Genomic DNA, 26,520 nt, shown 5'->3' on the forward strand with positions numbered 1-26,520 from the left:
AAAACTATTAAGTAAAGTTTAATTCTACTTTAGCATAGGTAAAATACAAGCATTTTGTTGTTCATCTGCTTTTATTGCCAGCAATAATCCTATGCATATCAAGCTTGCAGCAGTTGTACTTCCTCCATAGGACAGAAATGGCAATGGGTCGCCTATCACAGGTAAGAGGCCTATTGACATTCCAATGTTTATAAAAAAATGAGCACCAAAAAAAGCAAAAATCCCGATAGATACTAACTTAGAAAAATAATTTTTCGACCTATAAGCGATAGAGAAAATTATGCCAAGTAATGAGGTATAAAGCAAAATTAAAGCCATGCTACCTAAAAATCCCCATTCCTCACTCAGCACTGCAAAAGCAAAATCCGTACGTTTCTCCGGCAAAAATCCAAGTTGAGTTTGACTTCCACTCACAAAACCTTTACCAAGTAAACCTCCTGAACCAATAGCTATTTGAGATTGCTGCGCATTATAACCTATCCCAAGTGGATCCACTGATGAATCCAAAAACGACAATATCCTTTGCTTGTGATAAGGACGTAAAAAAGGCCAAATAGCCGGTACTGCAAAAATGCCAAGCGTTCCACATATTACTAAATGAGATCTTTTCATTATTGCTGTGAATATAATTGATATCCCTATAAATAACATTATCACAGCTGTGCCTAAATTAGGTTGCTTTAACACCAAGAACACGGGTAAGAAAATAATTATAAGTGCCTTAAGCAATCTTTTAAATTCCATCATTTTATGCACACTCTGCTTATCAAAATAGCGAGCAAGCGCAAGTATTAAGCCTACTTTTGCAAATTCTGATGGTTGCAAACTAATTGATCCAATTCTTATCCACCTTGTTGCACCCATTATGTGTGAGCCAAAAAAATTCACTACTAATAGCGAAATCACTGCTGCTACATAAAAAAAGTAGGCGTGCTTCAAATAAAAATCTAGCTCTATGAATGACATAGCTATAGCAAGTAGGAAAAAGAAGGAGAATATGACCAGTTGGTGAATCGCAAATGGCACCCACTTTCCTCCAGCAGAAGAGTATTGAACAACAATGCCAACGCAAAACAGCGCTATCACGTTAATGACTAACAACCAATGAATCTTCTTCAGTCTATCCACAATAAAGACCTTATAACCTTAAAGTATAGTAAAATATGAAACAAAGATAAAAATCAAAAAACCAACTTCTCAACTACTAACCGAATTGGAGTGCTATATATTCCAGTTACTACTGTTAAAACTGCCATAAACAATAGACAGAAAAGCATAGGAAATGGCACATCATTAATTTTGTCCGGTGTCATTCCAGTGCGTGACGTTGCATCATTTTCAAAATACATTTTCTCTACCATCTTCCACATATATATCAATGCAAGGAAAGAGCCAGCAGCAAATGTTACAAGGGAAATCCACGCATGAGATTCGATAATTGCTTTCATTATATACCACTTGCTTACAAAGCCATTTGTTAAAGGCACACCGATTAATGCTAAACTGAGTAGAGTGAACGCAAGTGCTGTATAAGGCATTGATTTCTTGAGTCCCGATAAATTCTCTATTTTTGTTGTATCAAATTTGTAAGAAATACATCCTGCAGCCATAAATAAAGATGTTTTTATTATGCTGTGGTTTACTATGTGAAGAATTGCTGCAAATACACCTGTTTTTGAGTTAAAACTCAGTGCTAAAATTATATAACCAATTTGGCTAATACTAGAGTGAGCAAGCAGTCTTTTTATGTCTTTTGCGGTTATTGCAAATATCGACCCAAATATAACAGCGCAAAGTGCGAGGATAATTATCACGTTGCTTAGTGATGGTTTAAATAAGAAGAAATTTTGATGAAAAACAGTATAAAAGATTCTGATGAAAACATATATCATCACTTTTGTCACTGTGCCTGAAAAGAATATGCTAATGAAACTTGGCGCCTCACTATATGCATTAACCAGCCACCTGCTTAATGGAAACAGTGCCATTTTGATTGAGAGACCAATAAAAATGAACAACGTGCCAAGTTTTATGATGTTGTTATCGTGTAATGGAACTATTCTTTCAGCCATGTCAGACATATTGAGCGTTCCAGTCATTGAATACAAGAGCCCGATGCCAAATAAATAAAATGTTGCGCCTATTGTTCCACTAATTAGATATTCAAATGCTGCAACCAAGGCTTTTTTATCCCTTCCCATTGAAACTAATACATAAGAAGAAAGAGATGAAATTTCCAAGAAAACGTAAAGGTTAAATATGTCGTTTGTTACTAGAATCCCGAGCAGTCCGCTTAAGCACAGTAGAAATAGAGAGTAAAAACCAGTGATTTTGTTTTTGCTAATTTCTTTTTCGTTAATATAAAAGCTATAAAGCACGCTAATCAGCGCTATAAAATTCACCAAAGTTAGAATCAAGGAGTTTAACACGTCGATTCTTAACTCTATTCCATACGGAGGAGCCCAATTTCCAAGGTGATAAGTTATAATTTCACCTTTATATGTTTTAATGAGTAGTATTGATGAAATGATAAGAGTGATTGTTGTTGCAATAAAAGAAATAAACCAAGATACCTTGTGTTTCTTGGCAAGAAAGCAAAACATTGATGCAATTATTGGTATAATAACTTGTAAGATTGGTAATTGCATTAAATTGTTGTTAATATATCGTTAAAGTATTAGTATATATAATACTTTTTGTTTTAATACCCTTATGTTATCTAAAATTTGTAACGCAATAAAACGCCTATTACGAAGAGAAGATAAATTTGTAGGAAGAGATGAAAATGGAAATTCTTACTATGAATCAAGTAAAGGAAAAAGGTGGGTTATGTATAGCAGTGTCTCTGAGCCTACAACAGTGCCTCCGGAATGGCATATATGGCTTCACTATACTGATAATGTAGTACCAGTTAATAATAAAAAAAGAAAAGTAAAACATACTCCTAATTTAACGGGTACAAAAGATGCATACTATCCAAACCAAAAAGTGAAAAATTACTATAAAAGCTGGAGTCCTGATAACTAAAGATGCGAAGGTCAAATATACTTGAAATAACCGCTGGATTATTTGTATTAATTTTCACTATTTTTCTGATTTTCTTTGCTATTGATAAGCTATCTTACATAAAGAAAAACTATAAGGATTGCAATAAAATATATGGTCTTTTTGCTAACGCTAACGGTATAGGAGTTGGTGATAGTGTCAAGATCTCTGGTGTAGATGTTGGAAGCATAACTGGTGTATCACTTGACAAAGCTACCTACGTAGCACGAATCGATATGTGTATAAGCAAAGACATAAAATTGCCAATTGATAGTTCAGCTCTGATCACTAGCAGTGGAGTTGTTGGCAGTAAATTTGTTAATATATCACCTGGATCAGATATTAAACTAATCTTGCATGGTGGTAAAATAGAGTATACTCAAGCTGAAGCAAATATGGGTGGAATAATGGACAGAATTCTTGGTATGTTTACAAAGTGAAAATGGCAGGATTCCAAGTATATCCGTTCAGGTAAAGCCTCCTGTAGTTCTAAAGTATTTAAGGAGTTTGCCTTATTTCTTGCCTTTTCTACCGCTTGCTTTGGGGTTTATAGTATAGAAAGTGCCTTAATAGTTGCAGTGCATGTCTATCAATGATAAAATGAAAATTAATTTATTTTGATATTATGATTGGTTTACTGTTTGCCGTACTGTTGTTCCTCTGTGGTAGTGATGCACTTGCAAAACAGGAGCCACGTTCAATAGCTGGAGATAATCACATAAAGGTGATAAATTATAACCCACAAGCTATACATAAGTATACGGGTTTTTATGGTTATCAGTCCAGTATATTGTTTGAACCAGGGGAGGTAATACAAAACCTTTCAATGGGTGATTCAACTGGTTGGCAACTCCTTCCTCAAGGTAATAGATTGTTTATTAAGCCTATAGATGATATTGCCGATACTAATGCAACTATAATTACCAATAAAAGAGTTTATTACTTTGAACTTCATGCTGAAGAAGCAACTGGACTAGATGATCCAAGATTAGCATATGAAGTAAGGTTTCTTTATCCACTATTTAGCAGTGATGAGATTTACACAACAAATAACGGTGATATCTTCGAACAAGCTAGTCATACCATTATTCCTGATATCAATGATATTGAAGTTGTAAAGAAGGGATTAAATTTTAATTATTCCATCTCGCACGTCAAAGGTAGTCAGTCAATAATACCAATTAAGGTTTTTGATGACGGAAAATTTACATATCTACAATTCAATAAAATAAACTCTGATTTTCCGGCAGTTTTTATGGTTGATTCTGCAGGATATGAGTCTTTAGTAAATTTCCGTACAGTTAATAACTACCTGATAATCGAAAGGGTAAGTTCAGTGTTTACCTTAAGGAATGGATCGAGTACAGTTTGCCTATTTAATGAAACCATACCTTTCAAAAAAGGGTAAAGGCTATAATGCCCGAGATATGGGTGCAAAATTTTTTCTATGATGTTCTGTAATTCCATAAAGGCCAATAGCGTTAAGGTGCTCTTTTGTCCCATATCCTTTATTTTTATACCAATTATATTCAGGATGCTTATTATGCAATTCTTGCATAAGCCGATCTCTCGTAACTTTTGCAACGATTGAAGCTGCTGCAATTGATGTACTCAAATTATCACCATTTACTATGGATTTCACTTGCCATTTCACTTCAGGTGGTTGATTACCATCAACTAGTACATAATCTAATTCTAGGTCCAAGTCTATCAACGCACGTTTCATTGAAAGCTTTGTTGCTTGCAAGATATTGTATGAATTTATTTCTTCTACGCTTGCCATTCCTATACCAAATTTTGCAACGGATGTTATTTTTTCATATAGGACTTGCCTACATTGAGGAGTCAACTTTTTCGAGTCGTTGATTCCATCAATAATTGTATTTCTATCAATAAACACTACGGCTGCGGATATTACTGGACCAGCTAGCGGACCTCTTCCAACTTCATCCACTCCTGCTATCACTCCTGATAATTTATTTTCTAATGTAAAGTCTGGGTATTTCATAGGTTTTTATAATAAGAAAGTTATAGTAAAAACTGAACAGATAATAGAAATTATCCAAAATTTCATAACGATTACATTTTCTGACCATCCCTTCTTCTCAAAGTGATGATGTATTGGTGCCATAAGAAAAACTCTTTTTCCTTCTCCATATTTAAACTTTGTATATTTAAAATATGATATCTGAATAATAACAGATAGAGTCTCTATTACAAAGATTATTCCAATAATGGCAAAAAGCATTTCTCTTTTAATTAGGACACTAGTTAACCCTAAAGCCGCACCTACCGACAAGCTACCAACATCACCCATAAATATTTTTGCTGGATGTGTGTTAAACCACAAGAAACTTAGAATAGCTCCTATAAATGCAATGCAGAATAAAGTAATATTCATATCTGCCTGAGTTATATATGCAATTAGCCCCAAAAAAGCAAAGGAAGTGATAACTTGAGTTGCAGCAAGGCCATCCAAACCATCTGTGAGATTCACAGCATTAGAAGAGCCGACAATTACAAACGCAGCAAACGGAACATATAGATAGCCAAAATCTATTATTACTCCTTTAAATAGGGACGTTTTTGTAAAACATTCAGCAGAGTATAGCTTAAGTATAAACACACCAACCAGAGCAACAATAAACTGAATAAGTATTTTGGTTTTTGCACTTAAACCTCGATAGTGATTTGTCTTCAATTTTAAATAATCATCAATAAATCCAAGTAGAGCAAAAAATAGAGTTATCAATATCAGCAGCAAAATTTCTGGTGTTAACTGAGCCCAGAGTAAAATTGGTAATAAAGAAGAAATCAGTATTATTATTCCGCCCATAGGTGGTACATTCTTTTTTGTTATTAAATGACTTTCTGGTCCACATGATCTAATTGGTTGCCCATCTTTGCTTATTTTTTTTAGAAGCTTTATAAAATAGGGAAAAAGAATAAACCCAAAAACAAATGAGGTAAAAAATACTTTTGTAGCTAAGATCATCTGCTTACTTAAATTGACTAAGTGTCATACCACCTATAGCTAATAAAGTCAACTTCTGTCATCCTATAGCCTGACCCACAACTGTACGAACATTGTGATTTGGGCCCATCAGTAGGGTGTCATCCCAGTCTGGAATCCACAACTGTACGAACGTTGTAGTTTGGACCACCAGTGGGGTGTCATCCCAGTGCCCAGACACTGGTTCTATGCAACTTAATTAAAAACGTTTGTTTTAGTGTAAGACAATTACCTTTAGCTTATCAGCTCAGTTATAAGCAAAATTTCTGGATTCCAGACTGGAATGACACCATTTGCTGTGCAATTTACCTTCAAAAATGAATGTTCGTACAGTTGTGAACCTGTGGCAGGTATTACATAAGAGCATTTCCCTCTTCTAAATTAAAACGCACTTTTGCCTCCTTTGCAGTCTATACTTTAGATGTATTTAATTTACAAATACTAATTATTTATTAATAATGGTGATATGTAAATATAGTTATAAAATAATTGTTACACTTGAATTCCTTCCTGGTTTCTGTTGTTATCAGAACATTTAAAACACTTTAAGAAAGCTGCTTAGTTAAATTAACTTAGACAAGTAAATAGCAGTTTTGCAGCCTGTTTTTATGAATGATGATAAAATGTTGTAGCCAAATGCGCTTTCAGCATTGTGCTGAATTGCAATATCTTTGTGCTCTAACTCCTCGTCGCGAAATTTACTTATAGTTTCTCTTAATTCCCCATCTTCTAAATGTGAAACTTGCTCTTTGTAGTGCTCCCCGATAACTTCTTCAACTGCAGCAGTGCAAGCCATAGCAGCTTTTTTGCCCATAATGGCAGTTGCAACGCCAAGCGACACTCCTAAAACACGCCAAACAGGCAACAAAACAGTAGGACGAACTTTTTGCTCTTTGATTTTCTCATTAAAATAGTGAAAATGCTTTTTTTCCTGCTCTTCCATTTCAATTATTTCATTGATTATAGAAGATTTCTTAAGAATAAATTTTTGACCAGAATAAATGCAAATAGCTCCATATTCTCCAGCGTGATCTACTCTAATTGCCTGTTGCAAGAACTGATTGTTGCTGTACCTTAAATTATTTAGATTTCTTTCTTTCTCCACAATACACCTTACCTGATACGAACAGAGCTACTATGAGATAAATTAGATTCCATGTTGCTAAGGAAACACCTAGAACGTAATGAGGTCTGTCACAAGATGGAGAGTAATTAGGATTTAGTAGATTATTTCTGAGCTCTTCTATACTAACGTTACTACTTGCTTGCTCTGTACAACCTAAAACATCATGAAATAAGTGGAGTTCAAGACCTATATGATAAAAAGATATTACTGCACCTATGAGGTAGCTGCAAAACATTGCATAGATTAGAATTTTGTTGTCTTTAAGCATGCACGCTACTGCAAGTAATCCAGCGATATAGTAAACTATTCGCTCGTATGTACATAACTTGCATGGCAGCATGTTGAAAAAATATTCTAGCACATATGCAAAAATTAGAGCAGCGGCACTCGACAGCAGAAAGATTGCAGGAATTCTGGAATTATTACACATAACTTTAAGTAAATTATCCCTGAAAGTATAAAGCAGAGTATTCATTTTACATAGGGATTTTTATTTTTTTTCAAAAGCAATCTAACTGGCACACCGTCTGCAAAGAAATTTTTTCTGAGATCGTTAATTAAATAGCGTTTGTAACTTTCATCAACACTTTCAGGTATGTTACATATCAAAGAAAAAGCTGGAGGTTTAGTACCAATTTGAGCGATATACTTCATTTTAACTGCTTTGCCTTTTACAAGAGGGTGAGAATGTTTTCCTACAGCATCTATGAGCCACTTATTCAGTTTTGCAGTGCTGATCTTCTTGTTCAAGGATTCACTCACTTCAAGACACTTATCTATCACATCACCGCAGCGCATGCCTTTTAACGCAGAAATTGTTATAGTTGGCACTTCCAAGAATAACCTGGTTACTTCCTGTTGTTTGACAAATTTTATTAACCTGCTTCTGTCATCCTTACCTATTAAATCCCACTTATTTAAAACAACAATAATCCCTTTCCCTCCCTTAATTGCAGCTTCACCAATTGATAAATCCTGCTGCTCAATACCAACTAGGGAGTCTAGCATTAAAACTACCACATGAGAGCGCTTGATTGATTCCATGCTTTTCTCAACAAATCTTGATTCTAAGCCATCTACAACATTCGCCTTTCTGCGGATTCCGGCAGTGTCAATTAGAGTAATTAACTCTCCATCATGATCATATGTAATATCCACAGAATCACGTGTGGTACCTGGCTCTGAACTTGTTATTAGTCTGTTTTCTGCAAGTAAACCATTTAAAAAAGTTGATTTTCCAACATTCGGACGGCCGATGATCGCGATCCTCAGCCTACTCAGTTCATTGTTAGGTAACTCAGTGTTCTCGTTAAAATTTTCAATAACACCAGCTAATGCATCATAAAGATCAACCATGCCAAGATTATGCTCGGCAGAGATATACACCGGGCCAAGAAAATCAAAAAACTGCAAATAATCAACATTTTCGGATTTATGACTCTCGCATTTATTTGCTACTAGTATTACAGGTTTATTTATTTTTCTCTTCAGCCACTTTGCAAACTCTTCATTTCGCTCATTTTGCACTTTTGCATCAACAAGAAAGAAAATTATGTTTGAATTGGATAAAGAAAATTCGATTTGTTCAATAACTTGTAGTGAAAAATTAGTTTGGTCGTTCCATCCTCCTGTATCTATAACTTTAAACTCCAAATCGCTAATTCTCCCCATTCCCTCTCGCCTATCCCTTGTCACTCCTGGAATGTTACTCACTACTGCTGCTTTTCTTCCTACTAATCTGTTGAATAGGGTCGATTTTCCAGCATTTGGTAGGCCTACTATGGCGATTTTTAGCATAATTCAAGGGCATGTTCTATATGAAGTAAATTATAACCGAAACTTTTCAATTTAACTATTGACTTCGTAGATTATATAAGCATACTACAGTTAGAATTTTTTTATTTCGTTATGTAAAATATGGGGTAGTTATGCTAGTGTCAGAGCAAATAGAGAGTGTAGATAGAGAAGAATTAAAGCAACAAAATCATATACATAAAGATACAGAGTATTCGGAAGAGACGACAATATATGGGCATATTAATCAACATATGGAAAAAAACATCTCAAATACATTGCATGAAATATATGATGCTCTTATGTCATATAACGAATCGGAACAGCCAATGGCGTCAACTTAAGAACTTTCATTAGCAAACTCTCCTAAAGACATGATGGCGTTTAGGCTTATCTACTTTATTGCGGCTGTCCCGGTCGGATTTTAACTTTAGCGCGTATACTTAAAAAGGGCTTGAAAGTTTTTTGGCGCAATAAGTACCTGATAGAGTTTCTGTCTCATTACACTAAATAAAACTGAAAAATTTAAACGATACTCAGTAATTTGATCTGGGTTCCAAGGCCCTTGTGCATCACATATATGAAGCGATAATATATTGCACATGACCAAGTTTGCCCAAAATTCTTGTAATACAGCCTCTCCAGAAAAATTCTCTAACTCTGCTCCTACTTTGAGTCGTTTATAGCACTCCTCTATGTGCCACCTTAACACATAAGCTTTGCTCCAAAGTCTCGGTCAAAAACTCTGTTTCTCAGTTGGCTAATGTCAGCACTATAACTCTTACTTTCTGTCCTTTCATTTTATTTTTTAGCTTTTCATTTTCTAATATAAAATCAAAATCTAATTCGCCAGCGTTCCCATAGCTTACTATAATTTCTTTTTTGCAAGCGAAAAATAAAATCTACTTCCAAATTATAATGCTGCTGAATGAATTTTACTGAAGACGATCATAGATAAATAATAATTTCTCTTGATTTAATAAACGCATTTGAGTGATAACTTCGGGTAATTGCTCTGCCGCCAACGTTTGTTCACCTATATTCCAAGCTGCAAGACGAGCACTGCAAATCAATGAAGTACACAAATCAACAAACAAATTGCCAATGGTGCCTGTTGTTCCATTTGGTTCAAACTCGGATACAATTTCCCCAGAGCTGGGTAATCTCATACCAGAACCATCTGCTGCAATAAGTCTATAGCCTCTCCAACTCAGGTTCATCCTGATAGGCTGTTTGGATGCTTAAATTCTTGAAAGCCTGTATGGCAAATCTTATATCTTGCTTTAGAAAAAGCTTGCTTTGAGGGTACATGTCAATGGCTCCATAAGTTCACATTCTATTCCCAAACTTTTTTTAACTAACTTTAAAATCATAGAAAATACTGTCGAAAAAGGAAGTTTTCTTGTTCGTGTAAAACTCAACACAATGGATTTTCTGAAAAGTTTTCGAGTATATTATATTTTTAATTTGTAGAATAAGGTTTTTTCCTTTTTGCATATTTCACCTAAAAAGGACACATTTTAGACTTCTTTGTTGAAATAAAACAGAAACAAAAGTGCTGTCCCTTGCACTCTTTGGATAATTTAATGATAAAAAATTTGGAGAGAAATTTTATACACTATCGCTGATATTTTTCCTTAAGTTGACGCCATTGCCTGAACGGATACAACTTAATTTTTAATCTGCAGGAGTCAAGTTGAGAATGTCCAATTTTCCACTTTCTTTATAGCATAACATACTTCAGCGCCTCTTGCTCCTCTTGAAGTCCAATGGGCTCACCACTTATGTGTAAATTAATCGTTAATGTTGTACACGTTCTTTTCTTTTTCTACTCTCTCTTGCTCTTCAATACAATATATAGCAAGCGGATTAGCTTTAAGTCTTTCGACTCCTATTTCTTCTCCTGTTCCATCGCAGTAACCATAAGTGCCTAATTTTATTTTTTCTAACGCCTCCTTAATTTTTTCTTTTCTATCTTTTCGACGCTTGATTAATTCCTCGTTTCCACTATCTTCATCAGAATAGTATGTATCAATACTATTATCTTCTAGTTCTTGTTTCTCTAACTCAGCGAGTATTGATTGTAACTTTAAGCTGAAGTATTCCAGTTGTTTTACGCTCATATATTCTTCATCTTCTGAAGGAGTGTAATCTTCTGGTGACTTTATTTTTGGTAACTTTTCCATAATTGCATTATCAAAAAAATAATAAAACCTATATAATTTATGAACAAAAAATTATACTACCTCAAAGTAAACACTATAATTTATAATAAACATTTAAAAGCCTAGTATGATCGACTCAGTAAAAAAATTAGTAATAGATGATAAGAACTTTACCTATATAGTATGTATTTTTATCATAATGTTAAGTTTATCTTCATTTACACTTAAAAACAACAATAAACAAGAAGTTATGTTAACATTAACATGGATATGTGCTACATTTGTTTTGCAGATTTCTACAAATAATTTGTTTACATCTGATTATCATGATGGAATATTAGAGCAAATCTTTGTACAGCCACTCTCTTCTAGGCTTATAGTTGCTTATAAAATTTTCGCTCACTGGTTATTATTTGGGTTACCGATTTCAGTAATTTCTTCCATATTCAGCTTTGCAATTCTAGGCAATAGTATTGAACACTCAATAGCAGTTGGAGTGTCTTTATTATTTAATACGCTGATAATCACTAATATTTCAGCTACTGGAAATGCATTGATGATTGGTCAAAACAACTTAGCATCAGGAGTATCGCAAATTCTTGTTTTGCCAATGATAATGCCAACCTTTGTGTATTTTAAAATGCTAACTCAATTTGAAAATTTATCCTTGAATACTTATACACTACTAATCACCATCTTAGTTTTTGTTATTTTGATTGTTAACAGCACCATAACTACTCACATGGCACTAAAATTTGCTGTGGAACAGGATTGAAAAATCTTACTGTTATTCAGTAGACTTCTTGCATAACCTAGAAAAAAGGCAAATAGTTATTATAGATTTAGGTTTATCGACAATTTGAAAAACCTTCATTCCAGCATCCTTCCCTGTCATCCAAGTAGCCCTTCGTTGTCATCCCAGTGTCAAAAACTGGGATAACAGCTAACCTGACAACCGTCATCCCGCTACTTGTTAGCGGCTAAGAGATACCGTGACGGTATGACGGTTCGCGGTGGCATGACGATAAGCCTCATCATCCCGCTACGTGTTAGCGCCGCGGCGGTATGACGATTCGCAGCGGCATGACGAGAAAGGGGCTACTTGGATGATACCTTTTTTCTACTTAGTTTGGGTTATGCAAGAAGTCTATTCCTTCATAAGGAGAAGTAGTTAAAGGAATTTACTCTATTTCTCCCTCTTTTTTTATTATTTTTAATCTATAGTTAACGTAAAAGAGATATGCAAAAACTCTATTGATCCATAGTCTGCAAATTATTAATAACACTTACTTTAAAGAACCTCACTTTACGCTGATCTTTGAGCGCTCTTCTGTGGTATTTTGTAAGAGTATAACTTGTGAAATCGTCTTCCCTATAGATTAAAGAGTTACACTGCTTTATATGTGATGCTATCCACTCTGCATAGTCCTGATGATCGGTTGCAATGAATATTTCCCCTGTTATAAGTATTTTTTTTGCTAATAAATTTAAAAATTCCGTATTAATTAATCGTCTTTTATTGTGACTTCTTTTTGGCCATGGATCTGGAAAGAGAATAAAGAATCTTTCAACACTGTTATCAGGAAAATTTGCAATCAATTCTCTTGCATCTTCTGTCCACATTAAAATATTTTTTATGTTCTGTATTTCTATGTTTGTTAGCAAGCGAGAAACCCCCTTTAAGTAGGGCTCACATCCTATAAATAATAGATCAGGTTCATTGAGCACCTGGTAAAGCATATTTTCACCGTTGCCAAAGCCTATTTCTACCCATATTCTTTTTTGTGAATTTACAATTTTCTCTATAGATTCCTTGCTGTTTTGAATAGAATATTTTTCCAATATTTCATCAACATCAGGTTTTAGCCTGGACCTTCTGGAGAACGATCTAATCCACTTGCTATTCTTAAATAGCATATTCTTGATACATATATAATTTTCTCACTATATTTTATATAGCTTAAACAATTCTCGAAATGAGTTAATGAAAAATTACTTGTCAATAATTGTTAATATTATATAATATATGAGTTCTAATAAAGTTTAAGTTAAAGGTATGAATAATAATAATCCAGTCGTAAATCTACCGGTTACTATCAGAAAGCTATCATCAAACAAATTTATAGAAGAGATATGTCAAGGCCAATTTGAGGATCAAGATAATACCTTGTTTGAAGATTCTTTTGTTAACAAAATTAAAGAAGGAGATGTGGTAGAAGGTGTAATTACAAGAATAAACCCTAACGACGTTGTGGTTGATATTGGTTTAAAATCTGACGGGAGAATTCTGATCAAGGAACTCGGTTGTAATGATGAGGTCATTATTGGCTCGAAAATCAGAGTTTATGTGGAAAGAATTGAAGATTATCATGGTAATGTTGTTCTTAGTCGTGAAAAAGCAATTAGGGACGAAAAATGGAATAAGTTGGAAGAAGATACAGTTACAAGGGCTGAAGTAAGCGGAGTTATTAAACGCTCAATTAAATGTGGCTTTATTGTTGATCTTGGTGACGGAATAAGCGCTTTTTTACCGCTGAGTCATGTGGATTTGAAGCAAGTAAAAGATGCGAAGCACCTTATTGAAACTGAACAAAAGTTCATCGTGCTTAAAATGGATAAGAAGCAGGGCAATATTGTAGTATCAAGAAAGCTGGTGTTAGAAAAATTGCACGCTGGTGAAAAAATTAAATTTTTAGAATCTTTAAATGAAGGCGATATAATAGAAGGGAAAATAAAAAGTATCACTCATTACGGTGTATTTGTCGGTATTCATGAATCAGATGTAGTGGGAGTTATAGATGGATTGTTACATATTACAGATATCTCTTGGAGTAGGGTAAGTCATCCGTCTGCAGTTTTTACTTGTGGTCAGACTATAAAAGTTAAAATTATAAAAATAGATAAGGAAAATGCTAAAATTTCCTTGGGTGTGAAGCAGCTAGAAGATAGCCCTTGGCAAGATGCAGAGTCAAAATATCCAGTTGATAGTGTGCATAAGGGTTATGTAACAAGCATAGAAGATTATGGATTATTTGTTGAGCTTAGACCTGGAATTGAAGGTTTAGTGCACTCGTCAGAAATAACTTGGGTTAAGAGTAATTTACCAGTTAGTAGTCTCGTAACAAGGGGACAAGAAGTATATGTAAAAATTCTCAGTATTGACATTGCTAAGAGTAGGATGAGTTTAAGCATGAAAAGGTGTGTAGACAACCCTTGGCAAGTATTTATCAATAAATATCCTCCTGGTTCTATTGTTTCTGGTGAAGTGAAGAATAATACCGGCTCATATGTATCTGTTGCTTTCGGTGATTCTGAAATAGATGAGAACGTAGAAGGGACAATATATGTGAAAGATTTTAGTTGGTCTAAAAATGGTTCAGATGAGATAAAGAAGTATAATGTAGGTGATAAAATAGAAGCAAAAGTAATAAGGGCTAACGTGAATCGGGCAAGAATTTATCTTGGAATAAAACAAATAGAGTATGATCCTCTTGAAGAACTGATAAAGAAAGTTAAGGTAGGTGATAAAATACAGGTTATTGTAGGTAAGAGAGAAGATAATGGACTAGTCGTTGAAGTTGAGAACGATGTAACCCTTCTAATAGATCAAGAGCATTTACCAGAGAATAAAAAATTCTCTATATCAGAAAAAATAGAAGTTGAAGTATTGGGTGTTGAAGAATATAACATAGCATTATCTGCTAAGTGATAAGGTTTACTTATTTTGGCTTCATATAAATGGCAACAAAGTCTGATATAATAGCGAGGGTAGCAAAAAGACATCCTTTTTTAGATAAGATTGTTATAGCAGCTATAGTTGATAGATTTTTTGGGATACTTTCAAGCACATTGAAACATCATAATAGAGTTGAAATTAGGGGGTTTGGTTCTTTTTCAGTTAGAAGTTATAACTTGAAAGAAACAAGCCATTTAATGTTACAGAAGTTTACAAAGAATCAATACTTTAAAACATATTTTCGTAGCAGTAAAAAATTATCTGATTTGATAAATGAATAAAAATTTATACCATAAATAAGATGAAAGTAGGGGTTTGAGTTTATACTGTACGATAGAAATTTTTAGCACCATATGCAAGTAGTAGAAATAGTTATACGTAATAACACATATAAAATATCTTGCGAAAGTGGGAAGGGGAATCATTTATTACGCCTTGCTAATAGTTTTGACAAGTTAGTTAGTTCTGTATCTCAAAAAACTGGAGGTAAGGGTTCGGATGCATTAAATTTCTTACTTGCAGCACTAATTCTTGAGGATAAAATTTTAGAATTAACAAAGCGATTAGATGAAGTAAATCAAGAGCGCGAAAAGTATAGAAACGAGAAAAGAATAGAATATACTGAGGTACTAGATAAGGTAAATAAGATTATCACTAATCTTGAGTGCATAAAGGATTAGCTTCAATAAAGCAAGCAATTAAATTGACTATCTGACTATTCAAGCCAGGAGGGAGGTTTGTCTTACGAGTTATGTAACAATATAATTCGTAATCATCAAGATCAACTATTTTTTCGTATTCGATTAGTTCGCTTAAGGAAAATTTATCAAGATATTTCAATGCGAAATGCCCTAAAAGTATATCGGTTTCTTTGCAACCCCTATGCCAGCTTCTATATATTAATTTTCTTCTGAGTAGTGAGGTATCTGTCATTACAATTAAACTTTTTTTAATTTAAAAGTTAAACTAAATACTTGTCAAGCGAGGCGCATTTTAATATACTTAACATTTTGTTAAGATCTAAATATACAGGTGGAATTAATTTCTAATCTTATCCATCAATTTAGCGATGGAATATATTATTTTTTATCATTTTCTTTAATAATTTCTGTCATAGTATTCGTGCATGAATATGGGCATTATGTTGTTGCCAAAGCATGCAAAGTTAAAGTTGAATCTTTTTCCATAGGTTTTGGTCCTGAAATTTTTGGTTTTAACGATAAGTCTGGAACTAGATGGAAATTAAGCGTTGTTCCATTGGGTGGTTATGTTAAAATCCTAGGAGATACTAATGCAGCGAGTGTCCCAGCTGATCAACAAGAATTAACGGAAGAAGAAAAATTGTATTCATTTCATACAAAACCGCGTCATAAAAAAGCAGCAGTAGTTTTTGCAGGGCCTTTTGCAAACATGGTATTTGCTGTTATAGCTTTTACAATATTTTTTAGCATAGCAGGTTATTATCGCACTCCACCGGTGATTGAAAATGTAATCGAAGGTAGTGCAGCTAAGCAAGCTGGTTTGTTGCCAGGTGACACTATTACACAAATCAATGAGCATAAAATAAAATACTTTGAAGATATTTCACGTGTGATAATGTCGAATCCTAAAACAAGAATGGAGATTGAGTATAGCAGAAATAATGAGAAGCACAGGACCAGTTTAACTCCATTAATAATCAAGGACAAAGACGTTTTTGGCAACACAATAGAAAGAGAAACTATAGGGATTATTTCAGTCAATACATTAAAGCAGTCGTCTTTTCTTGGGGCTGTGAGCTTATCAGTAAGTGAAACTTACCACACTATGTGCTTAACGATTAAAGCTATCTTTCAAATTATTGTTGGTAAGAGGAGTGCAAGTGAAATAGGTGGACCAATAAAAATCGCAAAATATTCAGGACAATCAGCTAAAAAGGGATTTATTATGGTTCTATATTTTATGGCAATCATTTCAGCTAATTTAGCTGCAATTAACTTGCTGCCAATACCACTGCTAGATGGTGGGCATTTATTTCATTATATCATAGAAGCGGTTATACGTAGGGATTTAAGCTTGAAATGTCAAAAATATGCAGCTATTTTTGGTGCTTTAGTGTTGTTTTTGCTTATGGCAACTGGAATGTCAAATGATATTAGGGATCTTTTTTGAAATAAAATATGAAAAAGCTATTTTATATACTGGTAGTGGTTTTTATTTCTTTTCCTGCCCTGCTTGTTGCTTTAGGAACTGCGGAAAAAGTGCAGGTGAAAGATGTCAAATGTATTGGTAATGAGAGGGTAAGCAACCAGACAATAGGGTTCTATATAAAACTAAAATCTGGTGATTATATAAACGACGATGATATAGACTCAATTATAAAAGATCTATATAAAACAAAGTTATTTGCTAGTGTTAATGCTTACATAGATGATAAAAAAAATTTAGTAATAAAAATTCAAGAAAATCCACTGATTAACAAGGTAGTGTTAAAAGGCAATAAGTTATTTAACAGCAAAGAGCTGCTAAGTAATGTGATTCAATCAAAGTCGCTAACTATTTTAACTGAAACAAAATTGCAAAACGATTTAGTGAATTTAGTCACTACTTATAGAAATAACGGTAAGATTGGTGTTAAAATTGAATATGACCTGAATAAGCTTGATGGCAATAGGGTCAATCTAATTTTTAAAATAAAAGAAGGCAAAACCTCTAAAATTAAGGATATAAGATTTATAGGCAATAAAAACTTTTCTGAAAATGAGCTAGAGCAAGTTATCAAAAGACATAGTAATGACATATTTAGTAAGTTATTTAGAGCTATTTTTAAAGGCGGAAATCATTATTCACCGCAATATCTATTGATTAACACAGAATTGCTCGATCATTTTTATTCATCTAAAGGATATATTCAAAATAATATTCAACCAATTGTTGAGGTTGATAATAACAATCAAACAGAGTTAACTTTTTTGATTGACGAAGGACAGCAGTATTTATTTGGAAATAATGAGGTTAATATTGAAACTGAAATTCAGGATTTGAGCCTAAAAGAAGAAATATTGGATTTTATAACAGAGGAAAACGATAAGATATTTAATAGAGTTAAAATTAATAATACAGTAGAAAAAATAAACAAATATTTAAATGAGAAAGGATATATATTTGCAAAAGTTAATCCAGAGTATGCACAACGTGACAATGTTGTAGATGTAACCTACAGAGTGCTGCCGGGTAAAAAGATTTATATAAATCAAATTACAATTGATGGTAACGATCGCACTTTAGATAAAGTGATCAGAAGTAAGCTAAGTGTAGCAGAAGGTGATGCGTACAATATATCTGAGATTCAAAAGTCACGTAAAAAACTAATGAGTAGTGATTTTTTTGAAACAGTGAAAGTAAATAGTTATGCAGTTAATGATAATGCAGTAAATCTTGACTTAAGTGTTAAAGAAAAAAACACTACTTCGTTGTATTTGGGAGGAGGTGTGTCTCTTCCTGGTGGAGCATTGATTAAAATTGACCTCAAAGACCGTAATTTATTTGGTACTGGAAAAGAGCTCTCTTTTGCTCTTGAAAAAAGTCAATACGTATTTTCTACTGATTTAGAGTTTGTTGAAAATAATTTTAACGATTCTGATACGTCACTAGGCATGGGTGTATTTTATGAAAAACAAGATAAACCAAACACTACTTTTGATAGTTGCGATATGGGATTTTTTACAAAGTTATCATATAAAGTCACAGAGAACTTAACTAATTCCCTTCGCTATTCTTATAAGTATAATCATATACACATGGATAATAAGGGTGGACAAGACACCGATATCTCTGAAATAATACTGGACCGAAAAGGTAAACATCAGATTTCATCAGTGGGATACACGTTGGCATATAATAAACTGGATAATCTATATGCTCCAAAAGAAGGGTATTTACTGCGCTTAAGTCAGGATATTTCAGGATTGGGAGGAAACGTGAATTTCCTAAAATCTGAATTCTTATCTTTTTATACGCACCCTATATTAAGCAAAATTGACGATGATATAACGCTACGCTTTAAGATGGCGGCAGGTCATATTTTTTCTTATACTGATGAAAATCTAAACATTGGCCAGCACTTTTTTAAAGGGGGTAATGAGATTAGAGGGTTTGACCTTTCCGGTATTGGACCAAGAGCAGAAGACAAAAATAAAAGCTCATTAGGAGGCAAAACTTATTTTAATCTAACACAGCAAGTGGATTTTCCTCTACCAAAACTATATGACTATGCTGGTATCAAAGGCTCACTATTTGTTGACTATGCGACACTTTTTGGCTTAGATGATAAAAATAAGAAGTATGAAGGGAAATACTATGATAGCAAGCTTGTGAGAGTGTCACCAGGTTTTGGCTTTTCAATGCTTTCTCCTTTTGGTAGACTTAGATTGGATTTCGGGTTTCCTTTAGTAAAGGAATCTTATGATATAATACCATCACCAAATGTTAAATTTTCTATTGAAGCGGGGATTTGAATGAAATATATACAGTTATTTATATCAGTTATTGCCTTAATTATTTCCTTATTTGTGGGGTATAAGTTTGTAGGATATCAACCTCAGAACACAAAGGCTGCAATTATCGATAGTGACAAAGTCATCAATGAATCTCTTGCTCTGCAAAATATACAACAACAAATAAAGGAGCAGAATTCTAGATTACAACAAGAATTTGAAAATGAGTTAGAAAAACTTAAGCCATCAAAAGAAGAATTTGACCTTTTGTCAGAAGAAGCAAAAAAGGAAAAGACAGGACAATTTAATAAGCACACTGTAAATGTTAGAGATAATTATGCTAAAAAAATGTTACATTTAGAAGAAAGCTATAGAGAAGCAGTAGAGAGTGTTTTTAACAAGATAAAAGAAGTCGCTAAAAAAACGGCAGAAAAAAACAACATAGATTTGGTACTATTTATTTCAAAAAAGAACCAAGTTTTATACTCCATGGATGAAGTTGATTTATCAGATGTGGTATTAAACAATATAAACAAGGAAATACCTGAATTTGCTTTAAAAGGCATTGAATAGACTTATGCAATTTAATATCAGTGATATTATAAAAACACTACCACATTCTTATCCGTTTCTCTTAGTAGATAGAGTTATAGAGTGTGATCCTGGTAAAAGTATAAAAGCAATCAAAAATGTGACTTTCAATGAGCCATTTTTTATTGGCCACTTCCCTGGTCATCCGATAATGCCAGGAGTCTTGATAATTGAATCTCTAGCTCAGGCATCTGCTATATGTGTTCTAGGTAAAGAAACAATAGAAAATAAAGTTGTTTACTTGAGATCCATTGAAAATGCAAAATTCAGAAAGCTAGTTACTCCAGGGGACACATTGATTCTTCAAGCTAACATTCAAAGTGTGTGTTTAGGTGTATACAAATTTAGGTGTATTGCATCTGTTAGCGAAGAAAAAGTTGCAGAAGCAACAATCTCAGCAGTATTGCAAAATAAATAAAATCTTCATCTGTAAGAAACAGCATGTACACTTTATAGTATAGCAATGAAGCTGAATTTCAAAATCTCATTTTCGAATCTATATACTCGCAATGGATTAACAAAATTAGATGAGACATTTTTGAATTATATTAAATCATGTGATGAGAGCTTGTTTTGTTCATTAATTGAAGCAAGAGAAAAAGCAGCTTCTTCTTCGATGTCATCCCAGTGTCACCTCCCATCATCCCAGTGTCACCCCCCGTCATCCCAGTGCTTGACACTGGGATCTAGAAAACAAGAAGAACGGTCAGCTACTTGGATGACAGATAGCCAGCTCATTATAGACCTTTCGTACTTACTTGATGGATTTATTGCAAAACTTTTCAATATTGAAAAAGAAATAGAGGAGCTAAAGAAAAAGCACAACGACTTTGCTGTAATATATAAGTGCAAAAGATTATTTGTCCAACGCTATGCATTGAAGAAATACACTAATGTGGCGAATATAGATATTACTAACAAACTAAGTCATTTTCTCACTTTGCCAACAACAGAAAAAAATTTTGCTGAGCAGGTGATGCATTGGTTTGAAGATAAAGAAAATCACAAAGAGGAAATAGAACTTGCGGCACAATATGCAGTGTGGAGAGTAAAAAATAAACAGAGTATATTATTCAGTATTCATAAAAAAATCGACCACGAAAACCTCATACCATTTTCTAAAAAAGAAGTGGGCAAAGTTGAAGTGCTGTATTCAAATGAAGTAAAAAGACGATACGGTTTTGATCTAACAAGCAAAAAGGTAAGTTTGAATAAAGCACTAGATAATGCTCACTACTGCATATTTTGTCATAAGCAAAATAAGGACAGCTGCTCAAAGGGGCTAATTAATAACGACAATACTTTTAAACAATCTCCACTAAAAGTTGAACTGCACGGCTGCCCACTAGAGCAGAAAATATCAGAAATGAATCTGGTGAAAAGCGAAGGATACAGCATAGCAAGTCTTGCAATTGTGATGATAGATAACCCATTATGCGCGGCTACTGGACACAGAATATGCAATGACTGCATGAATTCGTGCATATATCAAAAACAAGAACCCGTAAATGTGCCAGCAATTGAAACAAGGATTCTGGATGATGTGCTCAGTTTACCGTACGGATTTGAAATATATTCTCTGCTCAGCCGTTGGAATCCTTTAAATTTTCAGCGTTCATTGCCAAGAGAAAACACCGGAAAAAACGTTCTAGTTGTAGGCCTTGGTCCTGCTGGTTTTAATTTAGCTCATCATTTGTTGAATGATGGGCATAACGTTATCACCATTGATGGACTAAAGATTGAACCTTTGATCGATAATTTCCAGCTAATTAAAGATTTCAAACACGAAAAATTGAGTGAACGCACGGCAGGAGGGTTTGGTGGGGTGGCAGAATATGGCATTACTTCTCGGTGGGATAAGAATTACTTAAAGATTATTAGATTACTGCTGGAAAGACGTGAGCATTTCGCACTTTATGGAGGCATTCGTTTTGGTGGCACGATTAATGTTGATGACGCGTTCAACTCGGGTTTTGATCACATCGCCCTAGCACTTGGCTCTGGTAAGCCACGAATGATCAAAATAAAAAACATACTAGCTCGTGGAGTACGCATGGCATCTGATTTTCTGATGTCGTTACAACTGACTGGCGCTCTTAAATTTGATTCTATAGCAAATCTGCAAGTTCGTATGCCGATAGTTGTCATAGGGGCGGGGCTTACTGCGATTGACACTGCCACTGAAGCTTTAGCGTATTATCCAATTCAAGTAGAAAAATTTCTTCTTCGTTATGAGATATTAGTTGATAAGTATGGAAAGGACTGTGTTGAAAAAGATTGGACAGAAGAAGAGCGCGAAATTGCGAATGAGTTTATATCGCACGCACAATTGATCCGAGAAAAGCAAAAGTTAGCAAAAAAAGAGAATAGAGAAATAAAAATATTAGAGTTAATGCAGAGCCTCGGGGGAGTGAAAGTTATATATAGAAAAGAGCTAAAAGATTCACCGAGTTATCGATTAAATAGCGAAGAGGTGCAAAATGCACTGTCAGAAGGAATTTACTTTATTGAAAACTTAGAGCCAGTTGAAGTTGTGACGGATAAATATAACCATGCTGAATTAATAAAACTGATAGACACAAAATCCGGCGAAATCAAACGTATAAAAGCACGTTCTATTTTTATAGCAGCAGGTACTGAGCCAAATACAGTTATTGCAACAGAAGATAAAAAGCATTTTAAATTAAGTAATGGGTATTTTACTCATTTGAATTCATCAGGAAAAGAAATAGACCCAATATTTTCTCCTAAAATGCAAAATAAAGATAGAATATTAGTGTATAAGCAAGGCAATAAAACAATCAGCTTTTTTGGTGATCTTCACCCTTCGTATAGTGGCAGCGTCGTGAAAGCTATGGCAAGTGCTAAAAACGGCTACCCTATTATTTCTCAGCTTTTGAGTGGAGTTAATAGCTTCGTTTCTGTCATTCCAGTGTGTGATGTTGTGGGCCAGAAAAAAAATGCGTGGTCAAGTGTTGAAGACCTGGCTAATAAAGAATTATTTAATAGAATCAAAGAGCAATTCACTGCAAAGGTTATAAAAGTTCAATATTTAACAGACAAAGTTGTGGAAATAGTGATCAAAGCACCACTTGCGGCAAAGAATTTTAAGCCTGGGCAATTCTTTAGATTGCAAAATTTTGAAACCAATGGCAGAAAAGCCAATAATACAAACCTTGCTATGGAAGGTATAGCCGTAACCGGCACTGAAGTAGACAAAAAAAAAGGAATTATTTCCACTATTGTGCTGGAAATCGGCGGCTCCACTAATTTATGCAGACACTTAAGAGAAGGCGAGCAAATAATTCTTATGGGCCCAACTGGCAGACCTACTGAGGTTTACTAAGTCTCAATATTAAAGTGATGCCAAATTTTATTTCAAAAAGTAAATAATTTACTAACGCTCGTGCACAAATTAAAAATAAATTATGCACGAGTGTAGCGTTATGAATTAGGAGTGCTATATTAAAGCTTACCTCACTATTAAAGCTATCGGTCAGATTAGATTAAAAACCTAATCTGACCGGTTTCTCTATAACCCTCTAAACTCTGATATAATTATATGATAATTAGTTTAATTAGTGGTTAATATGCAAATTGATTTTATTCATATATTGAGATAGCATAAACCATATTGGTTTTAATTATTGTGCAACTTTATAAATCGTCACTGTTACTTCTACTGACTGTATTAATAGTTATAGTCCTAAAATTACCTGAAAATTTGAGCATTGCAGTAAATTGGTCTCTCCCAATTCTAGATTTTGATTTATCTTTTCGTACCATACTAATATCTTTTTTATCAGTTGCATTTTTAGCTGTTCTACCAGCACAAAATTTGACTTTTTCAGAGATGCTATCTTTTGCTGCTTACACTATTAGTTCACTTTATGCAGTTTTATCTGAACATATGATATTGGTTATAATATTCTGTGAATTAATGACCATCAGTGCATTTTTTATTATCGCAGCTAGCTGTAGAGATAGTGGACCTGCAATAAGGTACGCTTGTGTACACTTTTTCGTTGGAGTTATATTAATAGCAGGATTGGCACTTCAAAGCACTAACCTGATAATTTTGGGTTTATTGATAAACTGCGCTTGTTTTCCTTTTTCATTTTGGGTTGTTGATGCATATCCTGCTGCATCGCTACATGGCACCACATATCTCTCTTTATTTACCACTAAAGTCTCTTTTTTAGTGATGCTTTTACACACTTATAACCTATGGCAAGATTGTACTGAAATATTAGCGCTTGTAGGCGCCATCACTGCAATTTACAGCATTATATTTGCTTCTCTTGAGCAAAATATTCGCAGATTTTTATGCTATAACGTTGTAGGACAAATGGGCTTGCTGATTATTGCAGGAAGTTTGCTCAGTCCTTCGGAAAAAGCAATACCAATTTTGATACTGCATATAATCTTCTCTCTTGTTTATCAATCATTATTGTTTGTGGTCAGTAATTCGATTATTTCACAAACAAAAACAATTAGTTTTAATGGAGTGGGTAAACTGATGTCAGTGGAAGGCATGTGTGCTATAATCGCAATACTTACAATGGCTGCATTTCCTGGAACCGTTGGATTTATCAGTAAATCATATATCACAGCTGAAATTGAAATGAACACTGTTGCCTTAAAAGGGTATAAAAATTTATATAAGCTTCTAAATTTGCTGCTTCATTTAAGCGTGGGGCTAAAGTTTCTTTATTACTTATTTATTGCAAAAAGTAAGTCAAAACCTTTAGCAGAGAGAGGAGGCAAAATGACTATGATTATTTTAGCATTTATATGCGTAATCGCTGGCAATCCTTACTTACCTATTTACAATAAACCTTCGATTTTCGATTTTGTGTACAACACAAAAAATATTTGGTCGCAATTTAATTTATTACTATGTACCACTTTATTGTTTATTCCTTTACGCAAGTTATTTTACCCGAGAGTAAATTTTAAAATGGATGTTGATTGGATTTTTAGAGCTTTCATACCCTATATTATCTTGCTGTTCAATCAGTTAGTCTCTAAAACTAGAGAAATGTTTGCCAGCGTAGTGCAAAACTTGACTAATCCACTTGTTGGTTTATACTTTAATAATATTACTAAACTTAAAGAAGTGCTGAGTTATAACTCAGTGAGTTTTGTTTCAGCTTCTTCTCTCTTTTTAATGAGTATTCTACTAATGCTATTATGTTTAAATCGTTAACTGAAAGTTTAAATTCTGTATTTAGTAAACTGAGAGGAAAGTCAATCATTTCTGAAGATGATTTTAATCTTGCCATGCGTGAAATACGCATAGCCTTAATTGAAGCTGACGTTTCACTTGAAGTTGCAAAAAAATTCATCAACGACATTAAAGATAAAGTGATTGGGGAAAAAGTCATAAAAAGTGTTTCTCCAGCACAAATGATAATTAAAATTGTACAGGATAATTTAGTTGCAGTTCTCGGATCAGAGAAAAGTGACTTAAATCTAGCAGTTAAACCCCCTGCTGTGATTATGATGGTGGGCTTACAAGGTGCAGGTAAAACAACTACCTCAGGAAAGCTTGCTTTAAAACTAAAAAAGCAAAAGAAAAAAGTGATGCTTGCCTCTTTAGACATTTATAGGCCTGCTGCCCAGAAACAACTTGAAGTGCTAGGTAAACAAATAGATGTGCAAACTTTACCTGTAGTAATAGATGAGAAGCCCATTACAATTACAAAAAGGGCAATAGCAATAGCAAAGAACGATAATTATGATGTATTAATACTAGACACTGCAGGCAGGCTTCATATTGACAATAATATGATGAATGAGTTGAAAGCCGTAAAGGAAATAGCTTCACCTGCAGAAGTTATTTTAGTAGCCGACGCAATGATAGGCCAGGATGCGGTCAACATTGCCAAATCATTCAATGAGGTAATAGGTGTAACCGGCATTATTCTCACCCGTGTTGATGGTGATGCACGTGGTGGTGCTGCTCTTTCTATGAAAATGATCGCCGATTGTCCAATTAAATTTATTGCTTGTGGTGAAAAATTAAGTGACCTCGATGATTTTTATCCCGATAGAATTGCAAAAAGGATACTTAGCATGGGTGATGTTGTATCATTGGTTGAAAAAGCTGCTGAGATTGTTGGTCAGGAAGAAATTGATAAGTTACAAAAGAAAGTGAAAAAAGGTAAATTCGACCTAAACGACCTAGTGGGAATGTTAAAAACTCTGAGTAAAATGGATGGCATTAGCAACATAATGAAATTCATTCCTAGTTCATTTACAAAAAAGCTAAGTAGCAGTGTGCCAGATGACAATAAAGTGAAAAAATATATAGCCATCATAAACTCAATGACTGAAAAAGAAAGGCAAAATCCAGATATTTTAAATGGCAAAAGAAGACTTAGAATTTCTAAGGGGTCCGGAACAACTGTAACTGACATTAATCTTCTAATTAAGCAGTATAATCAAATGAGCTCTATGGTAAATAAGTTCAGTAAAGTTGACCATAGTAAACTCAAAGAATCTGATTTGATGGATATGCTAAGCAGAAAGTAAGTCAGCAGGTAGTGGAATGAGACAAATCATCAGTAAAC

General features: G+C 33.9%; 25 protein-coding genes and 1 pseudogene. 15 read left to right on the forward strand and 11 right to left on the reverse strand.

The window, feature by feature from the left end:
* Window positions 1–24 precede the first annotated feature (24 nt).
* Entirely contained in the window at window positions 25–1,128 is a 1,104-nt protein-coding gene (gene rodA / locus ABWU55_RS00400; protein WP_353286343.1) for a rod shape-determining protein RodA, read from the reverse strand.
* 53 nt (window positions 1,129–1,181) lie between these two features.
* The gene (locus ABWU55_RS00405) at window positions 1,182–2,648 is read right to left on the reverse strand and encodes a proton-conducting transporter membrane subunit (protein ID WP_038199409.1); all 1,467 of its coding nucleotides are present in this window, start codon (window positions 2,646–2,648) and stop codon (window positions 1,182–1,184) included.
* A 64-nt stretch (window positions 2,649–2,712) separates the two neighbouring features.
* Between ABWU55_RS00405 and ABWU55_RS00410 the strand changes: the two genes are divergently transcribed.
* The 3 genes from ABWU55_RS00410 (at window position 2,713) to virB9 (ending at window position 4,453) form a co-directional block, all read left to right on the forward strand.
* Window positions 2,713–3,027 (forward strand): NADH-ubiquinone oxidoreductase subunit NDUFA12 family protein, encoded by a 315-nt coding sequence (locus ABWU55_RS00410; protein ID WP_007548590.1) that lies wholly within the window; start codon window positions 2,713–2,715, stop codon window positions 3,025–3,027.
* Window positions 3,028–3,029: 2 nt separating this feature from the next.
* Window positions 3,030–3,485, forward strand: coding sequence for an outer membrane lipid asymmetry maintenance protein MlaD (locus tag ABWU55_RS00415; RefSeq protein WP_010082331.1), 456 nt, complete (start codon window positions 3,030–3,032; stop codon window positions 3,483–3,485).
* Window positions 3,486–3,670: 185 nt separating this feature from the next.
* Window positions 3,671–4,453 carry a P-type conjugative transfer protein VirB9 gene (virB9, locus tag ABWU55_RS00420; RefSeq protein ID WP_353286344.1) on the forward strand — a complete coding sequence of 261 codons (783 nt, stop codon included), beginning with the start codon at window positions 3,671–3,673 and terminating at the stop codon, window positions 4,451–4,453.
* 3 nt (window positions 4,454–4,456) lie between these two features.
* On the opposite strand, the gene ABWU55_RS00425 is transcribed toward virB9, so the two are convergent.
* The 5 genes from ABWU55_RS00425 to der form a co-directional block, all read right to left on the reverse strand.
* A complete protein-coding gene (locus ABWU55_RS00425; protein WP_010082329.1) occupies window positions 4,457–5,053 on the reverse strand; it encodes a ribonuclease HII in 597 nt (198 codons plus the stop codon).
* 6 nt (window positions 5,054–5,059) lie between these two features.
* Window positions 5,060–6,040, reverse strand: coding sequence for a phospho-N-acetylmuramoyl-pentapeptide-transferase (gene mraY, locus ABWU55_RS00430; RefSeq protein ID WP_209472500.1), 981 nt, complete (start codon window positions 6,038–6,040; stop codon window positions 5,060–5,062).
* Between the two features lie 580 nt (window positions 6,041–6,620).
* On the reverse strand, window positions 6,621–7,163 hold the full coding sequence (locus tag ABWU55_RS00435; RefSeq protein WP_006279362.1) for a demethoxyubiquinone hydroxylase family protein: 543 nt from the start codon (window positions 7,161–7,163) through the stop codon (window positions 6,621–6,623).
* Window positions 7,138–7,659: a disulfide bond formation protein B gene (locus ABWU55_RS00440; RefSeq protein WP_010963042.1), complete on the reverse strand. Its 522-nt coding sequence runs from the start codon at window positions 7,657–7,659 to the stop codon at window positions 7,138–7,140. The genes ABWU55_RS00435 and ABWU55_RS00440 overlap by 26 nt, the downstream gene beginning before the upstream one ends.
* Window positions 7,656–8,981, reverse strand: coding sequence for a ribosome biogenesis GTPase Der (gene der / locus ABWU55_RS00445; protein ID WP_010963041.1), 1,326 nt, complete (start codon window positions 8,979–8,981; stop codon window positions 7,656–7,658). Before der ends, ABWU55_RS00440 begins: the two co-directional genes overlap by 4 nt.
* A gap of 131 nt (window positions 8,982–9,112) precedes the next feature.
* Between der and ABWU55_RS00450 the strand changes: the two genes are divergently transcribed.
* Complete coding sequence (locus tag ABWU55_RS00450) at window positions 9,113–9,322, forward strand: hypothetical protein (protein ID WP_010081834.1); 210 nt, start codon at window positions 9,113–9,115, stop codon at window positions 9,320–9,322.
* A 9-nt stretch (window positions 9,323–9,331) separates the two neighbouring features.
* Here ABWU55_RS00450 and ABWU55_RS00455 read toward each other — a convergent pair.
* Window positions 9,332–10,475, reverse strand: a pseudogene (locus ABWU55_RS00455) (transposase).
* Window positions 10,476–10,771: 296 nt separating this feature from the next.
* Window positions 10,772–11,164 (reverse strand): TraR/DksA family transcriptional regulator, encoded by a 393-nt coding sequence (locus tag ABWU55_RS00460; protein WP_010963040.1) that lies wholly within the window; start codon window positions 11,162–11,164, stop codon window positions 10,772–10,774.
* Between the two features lie 106 nt (window positions 11,165–11,270).
* Between ABWU55_RS00460 and ABWU55_RS00465 the strand changes: the two genes are divergently transcribed.
* Window positions 11,271–11,918 carry a heme exporter protein CcmB gene (locus tag ABWU55_RS00465; protein ID WP_353286345.1) on the forward strand — a complete coding sequence of 216 codons (648 nt, stop codon included), beginning with the start codon at window positions 11,271–11,273 and terminating at the stop codon, window positions 11,916–11,918.
* A gap of 476 nt (window positions 11,919–12,394) precedes the next feature.
* Here ABWU55_RS00465 and trmB read toward each other — a convergent pair whose 3' ends face one another.
* Window positions 12,395–13,060, reverse strand: a complete 666-nt coding sequence (gene trmB / locus ABWU55_RS00470; RefSeq protein ID WP_012673367.1) for a tRNA (guanosine(46)-N7)-methyltransferase TrmB — start codon at window positions 13,058–13,060, stop codon at window positions 12,395–12,397.
* Between the two features lie 139 nt (window positions 13,061–13,199).
* On the opposite strand from trmB, the gene ABWU55_RS00475 reads away from it, so the two are divergent.
* The 3 genes from ABWU55_RS00475 (at window position 13,200) to ABWU55_RS00485 (ending at window position 15,559) form a co-directional block, all read left to right on the forward strand.
* On the forward strand, window positions 13,200–14,852 hold the full coding sequence (locus tag ABWU55_RS00475; RefSeq protein WP_012673366.1) for a 30S ribosomal protein S1: 1,653 nt from the start codon (window positions 13,200–13,202) through the stop codon (window positions 14,850–14,852).
* Window positions 14,853–14,881: 29 nt separating this feature from the next.
* Entirely contained in the window at window positions 14,882–15,160 is a 279-nt protein-coding gene (locus ABWU55_RS00480; protein ID WP_010963035.1) for an HU family DNA-binding protein, read from the forward strand.
* A 72-nt stretch (window positions 15,161–15,232) separates the two neighbouring features.
* Entirely contained in the window at window positions 15,233–15,559 is a 327-nt protein-coding gene (locus tag ABWU55_RS00485) for a cell division protein ZapA (RefSeq protein WP_010082086.1), read from the forward strand.
* Here the strand turns inward: ABWU55_RS00485 and ABWU55_RS00490 are convergent.
* Complete coding sequence (locus ABWU55_RS00490; protein WP_006279484.1) at window positions 15,534–15,812, reverse strand: succinate dehydrogenase assembly factor 2; 279 nt, start codon at window positions 15,810–15,812, stop codon at window positions 15,534–15,536. The genes ABWU55_RS00485 and ABWU55_RS00490 overlap by 26 nt on opposite strands.
* Window positions 15,813–15,911: 99 nt before the next feature.
* On the opposite strand from ABWU55_RS00490, the gene rseP reads away from it, so the two are divergent.
* The 7 genes from rseP (at window position 15,912) to ffh (ending at window position 26,482) form a co-directional block, all read left to right on the forward strand.
* A complete protein-coding gene (gene rseP, locus ABWU55_RS00495) occupies window positions 15,912–17,030 on the forward strand; it encodes an RIP metalloprotease RseP (protein ID WP_353286346.1) in 1,119 nt (372 codons plus the stop codon).
* A gap of 8 nt (window positions 17,031–17,038) precedes the next feature.
* Complete coding sequence (gene bamA, locus ABWU55_RS00500) at window positions 17,039–19,375, forward strand: outer membrane protein assembly factor BamA (RefSeq protein ID WP_253303390.1); 2,337 nt, start codon at window positions 17,039–17,041, stop codon at window positions 19,373–19,375.
* A complete protein-coding gene (locus ABWU55_RS00505; RefSeq protein WP_209472492.1) occupies window positions 19,376–19,927 on the forward strand; it encodes an OmpH family outer membrane protein in 552 nt (183 codons plus the stop codon). It abuts the gene before it with no gap.
* A 4-nt stretch (window positions 19,928–19,931) separates the two neighbouring features.
* Window positions 19,932–20,363, forward strand: a complete 432-nt coding sequence (fabZ, locus tag ABWU55_RS00510; protein WP_010082082.1) for a 3-hydroxyacyl-ACP dehydratase FabZ — start codon at window positions 19,932–19,934, stop codon at window positions 20,361–20,363.
* Window positions 20,364–20,408: 45 nt separating this feature from the next.
* Window positions 20,409–23,291 (forward strand): FAD-dependent oxidoreductase, encoded by a 2,883-nt coding sequence (locus ABWU55_RS00515; protein WP_353286347.1) that lies wholly within the window; start codon window positions 20,409–20,411, stop codon window positions 23,289–23,291.
* A gap of 303 nt (window positions 23,292–23,594) precedes the next feature.
* Entirely contained in the window at window positions 23,595–25,154 is a 1,560-nt protein-coding gene (locus ABWU55_RS00520; protein ID WP_264329484.1) for a proton-conducting transporter membrane subunit, read from the forward strand.
* Window positions 25,139–26,482: a signal recognition particle protein gene (gene ffh / locus ABWU55_RS00525; protein WP_095742798.1), complete on the forward strand. Its 1,344-nt coding sequence runs from the start codon at window positions 25,139–25,141 to the stop codon at window positions 26,480–26,482. Before ABWU55_RS00520 ends, ffh begins: the two co-directional genes overlap by 16 nt.
* Window positions 26,483–26,520: the final 38 nt, after the last annotated feature.

The organism is Wolbachia endosymbiont (group A) of Crataerina pallida (assembly GCF_964028475.1).
Classification (GTDB): domain Bacteria; phylum Pseudomonadota; class Alphaproteobacteria; order Rickettsiales; family Anaplasmataceae; genus Wolbachia; species Wolbachia pipientis.

What these genes read in the sequence shown, in the direction of transcription:
- fabZ (WP_010082082.1), top strand. Translation starts at nt 19,932, where the DNA reads ATGCAATTTAATATCAGTGATATTATAAAAACACTACCACATTCTTAT.
- ABWU55_RS00415 (WP_010082331.1), top strand. Translation starts at nt 3,030, where the DNA reads ATGCGAAGGTCAAATATACTTGAAATAACCGCTGGATTATTTGTATTA.
- ABWU55_RS00475 (WP_012673366.1), top strand. Translation starts at nt 13,200, where the DNA reads ATGAATAATAATAATCCAGTCGTAAATCTACCGGTTACTATCAGAAAG.
- ABWU55_RS00465 (WP_353286345.1), top strand. Translation starts at nt 11,271, where the DNA reads ATGATCGACTCAGTAAAAAAATTAGTAATAGATGATAAGAACTTTACC.
- ABWU55_RS00410 (WP_007548590.1), top strand. Translation starts at nt 2,713, where the DNA reads ATGTTATCTAAAATTTGTAACGCAATAAAACGCCTATTACGAAGAGAA.
- virB9 (WP_353286344.1), top strand. Translation starts at nt 3,671, where the DNA reads ATGATTGGTTTACTGTTTGCCGTACTGTTGTTCCTCTGTGGTAGTGAT.
- ABWU55_RS00515 (WP_353286347.1), top strand. Translation starts at nt 20,409, where the DNA reads ATGAAGCTGAATTTCAAAATCTCATTTTCGAATCTATATACTCGCAAT.
- trmB (WP_012673367.1), bottom strand. Translation starts at nt 13,060, where the DNA reads ATGCTATTTAAGAATAGCAAGTGGATTAGATCGTTCTCCAGAAGGTCC.
- ABWU55_RS00505 (WP_209472492.1), top strand. Translation starts at nt 19,376, where the DNA reads ATGAAATATATACAGTTATTTATATCAGTTATTGCCTTAATTATTTCC.
- ABWU55_RS00485 (WP_010082086.1), top strand. Translation starts at nt 15,233, where the DNA reads ATGCAAGTAGTAGAAATAGTTATACGTAATAACACATATAAAATATCT.
- ABWU55_RS00490 (WP_006279484.1), bottom strand. Translation starts at nt 15,812, where the DNA reads ATGACAGATACCTCACTACTCAGAAGAAAATTAATATATAGAAGCTGG.
- ABWU55_RS00440 (WP_010963042.1), bottom strand. Translation starts at nt 7,659, where the DNA reads ATGAATACTCTGCTTTATACTTTCAGGGATAATTTACTTAAAGTTATG.
- der (WP_010963041.1), bottom strand. Translation starts at nt 8,981, where the DNA reads ATGCTAAAAATCGCCATAGTAGGCCTACCAAATGCTGGAAAATCGACC.
- ABWU55_RS00405 (WP_038199409.1), bottom strand. Translation starts at nt 2,648, where the DNA reads ATGCAATTACCAATCTTACAAGTTATTATACCAATAATTGCATCAATG.
- ABWU55_RS00450 (WP_010081834.1), top strand. Translation starts at nt 9,113, where the DNA reads ATGCTAGTGTCAGAGCAAATAGAGAGTGTAGATAGAGAAGAATTAAAG.
- ffh (WP_095742798.1), top strand. Translation starts at nt 25,139, where the DNA reads ATGTTTAAATCGTTAACTGAAAGTTTAAATTCTGTATTTAGTAAACTG.
- ABWU55_RS00460 (WP_010963040.1), bottom strand. Translation starts at nt 11,164, where the DNA reads ATGGAAAAGTTACCAAAAATAAAGTCACCAGAAGATTACACTCCTTCA.
- ABWU55_RS00425 (WP_010082329.1), bottom strand. Translation starts at nt 5,053, where the DNA reads ATGAAATACCCAGACTTTACATTAGAAAATAAATTATCAGGAGTGATA.
- bamA (WP_253303390.1), top strand. Translation starts at nt 17,039, where the DNA reads ATGAAAAAGCTATTTTATATACTGGTAGTGGTTTTTATTTCTTTTCCT.
- mraY (WP_209472500.1), bottom strand. Translation starts at nt 6,040, where the DNA reads ATGATCTTAGCTACAAAAGTATTTTTTACCTCATTTGTTTTTGGGTTT.
- ABWU55_RS00480 (WP_010963035.1), top strand. Translation starts at nt 14,882, where the DNA reads ATGGCAACAAAGTCTGATATAATAGCGAGGGTAGCAAAAAGACATCCT.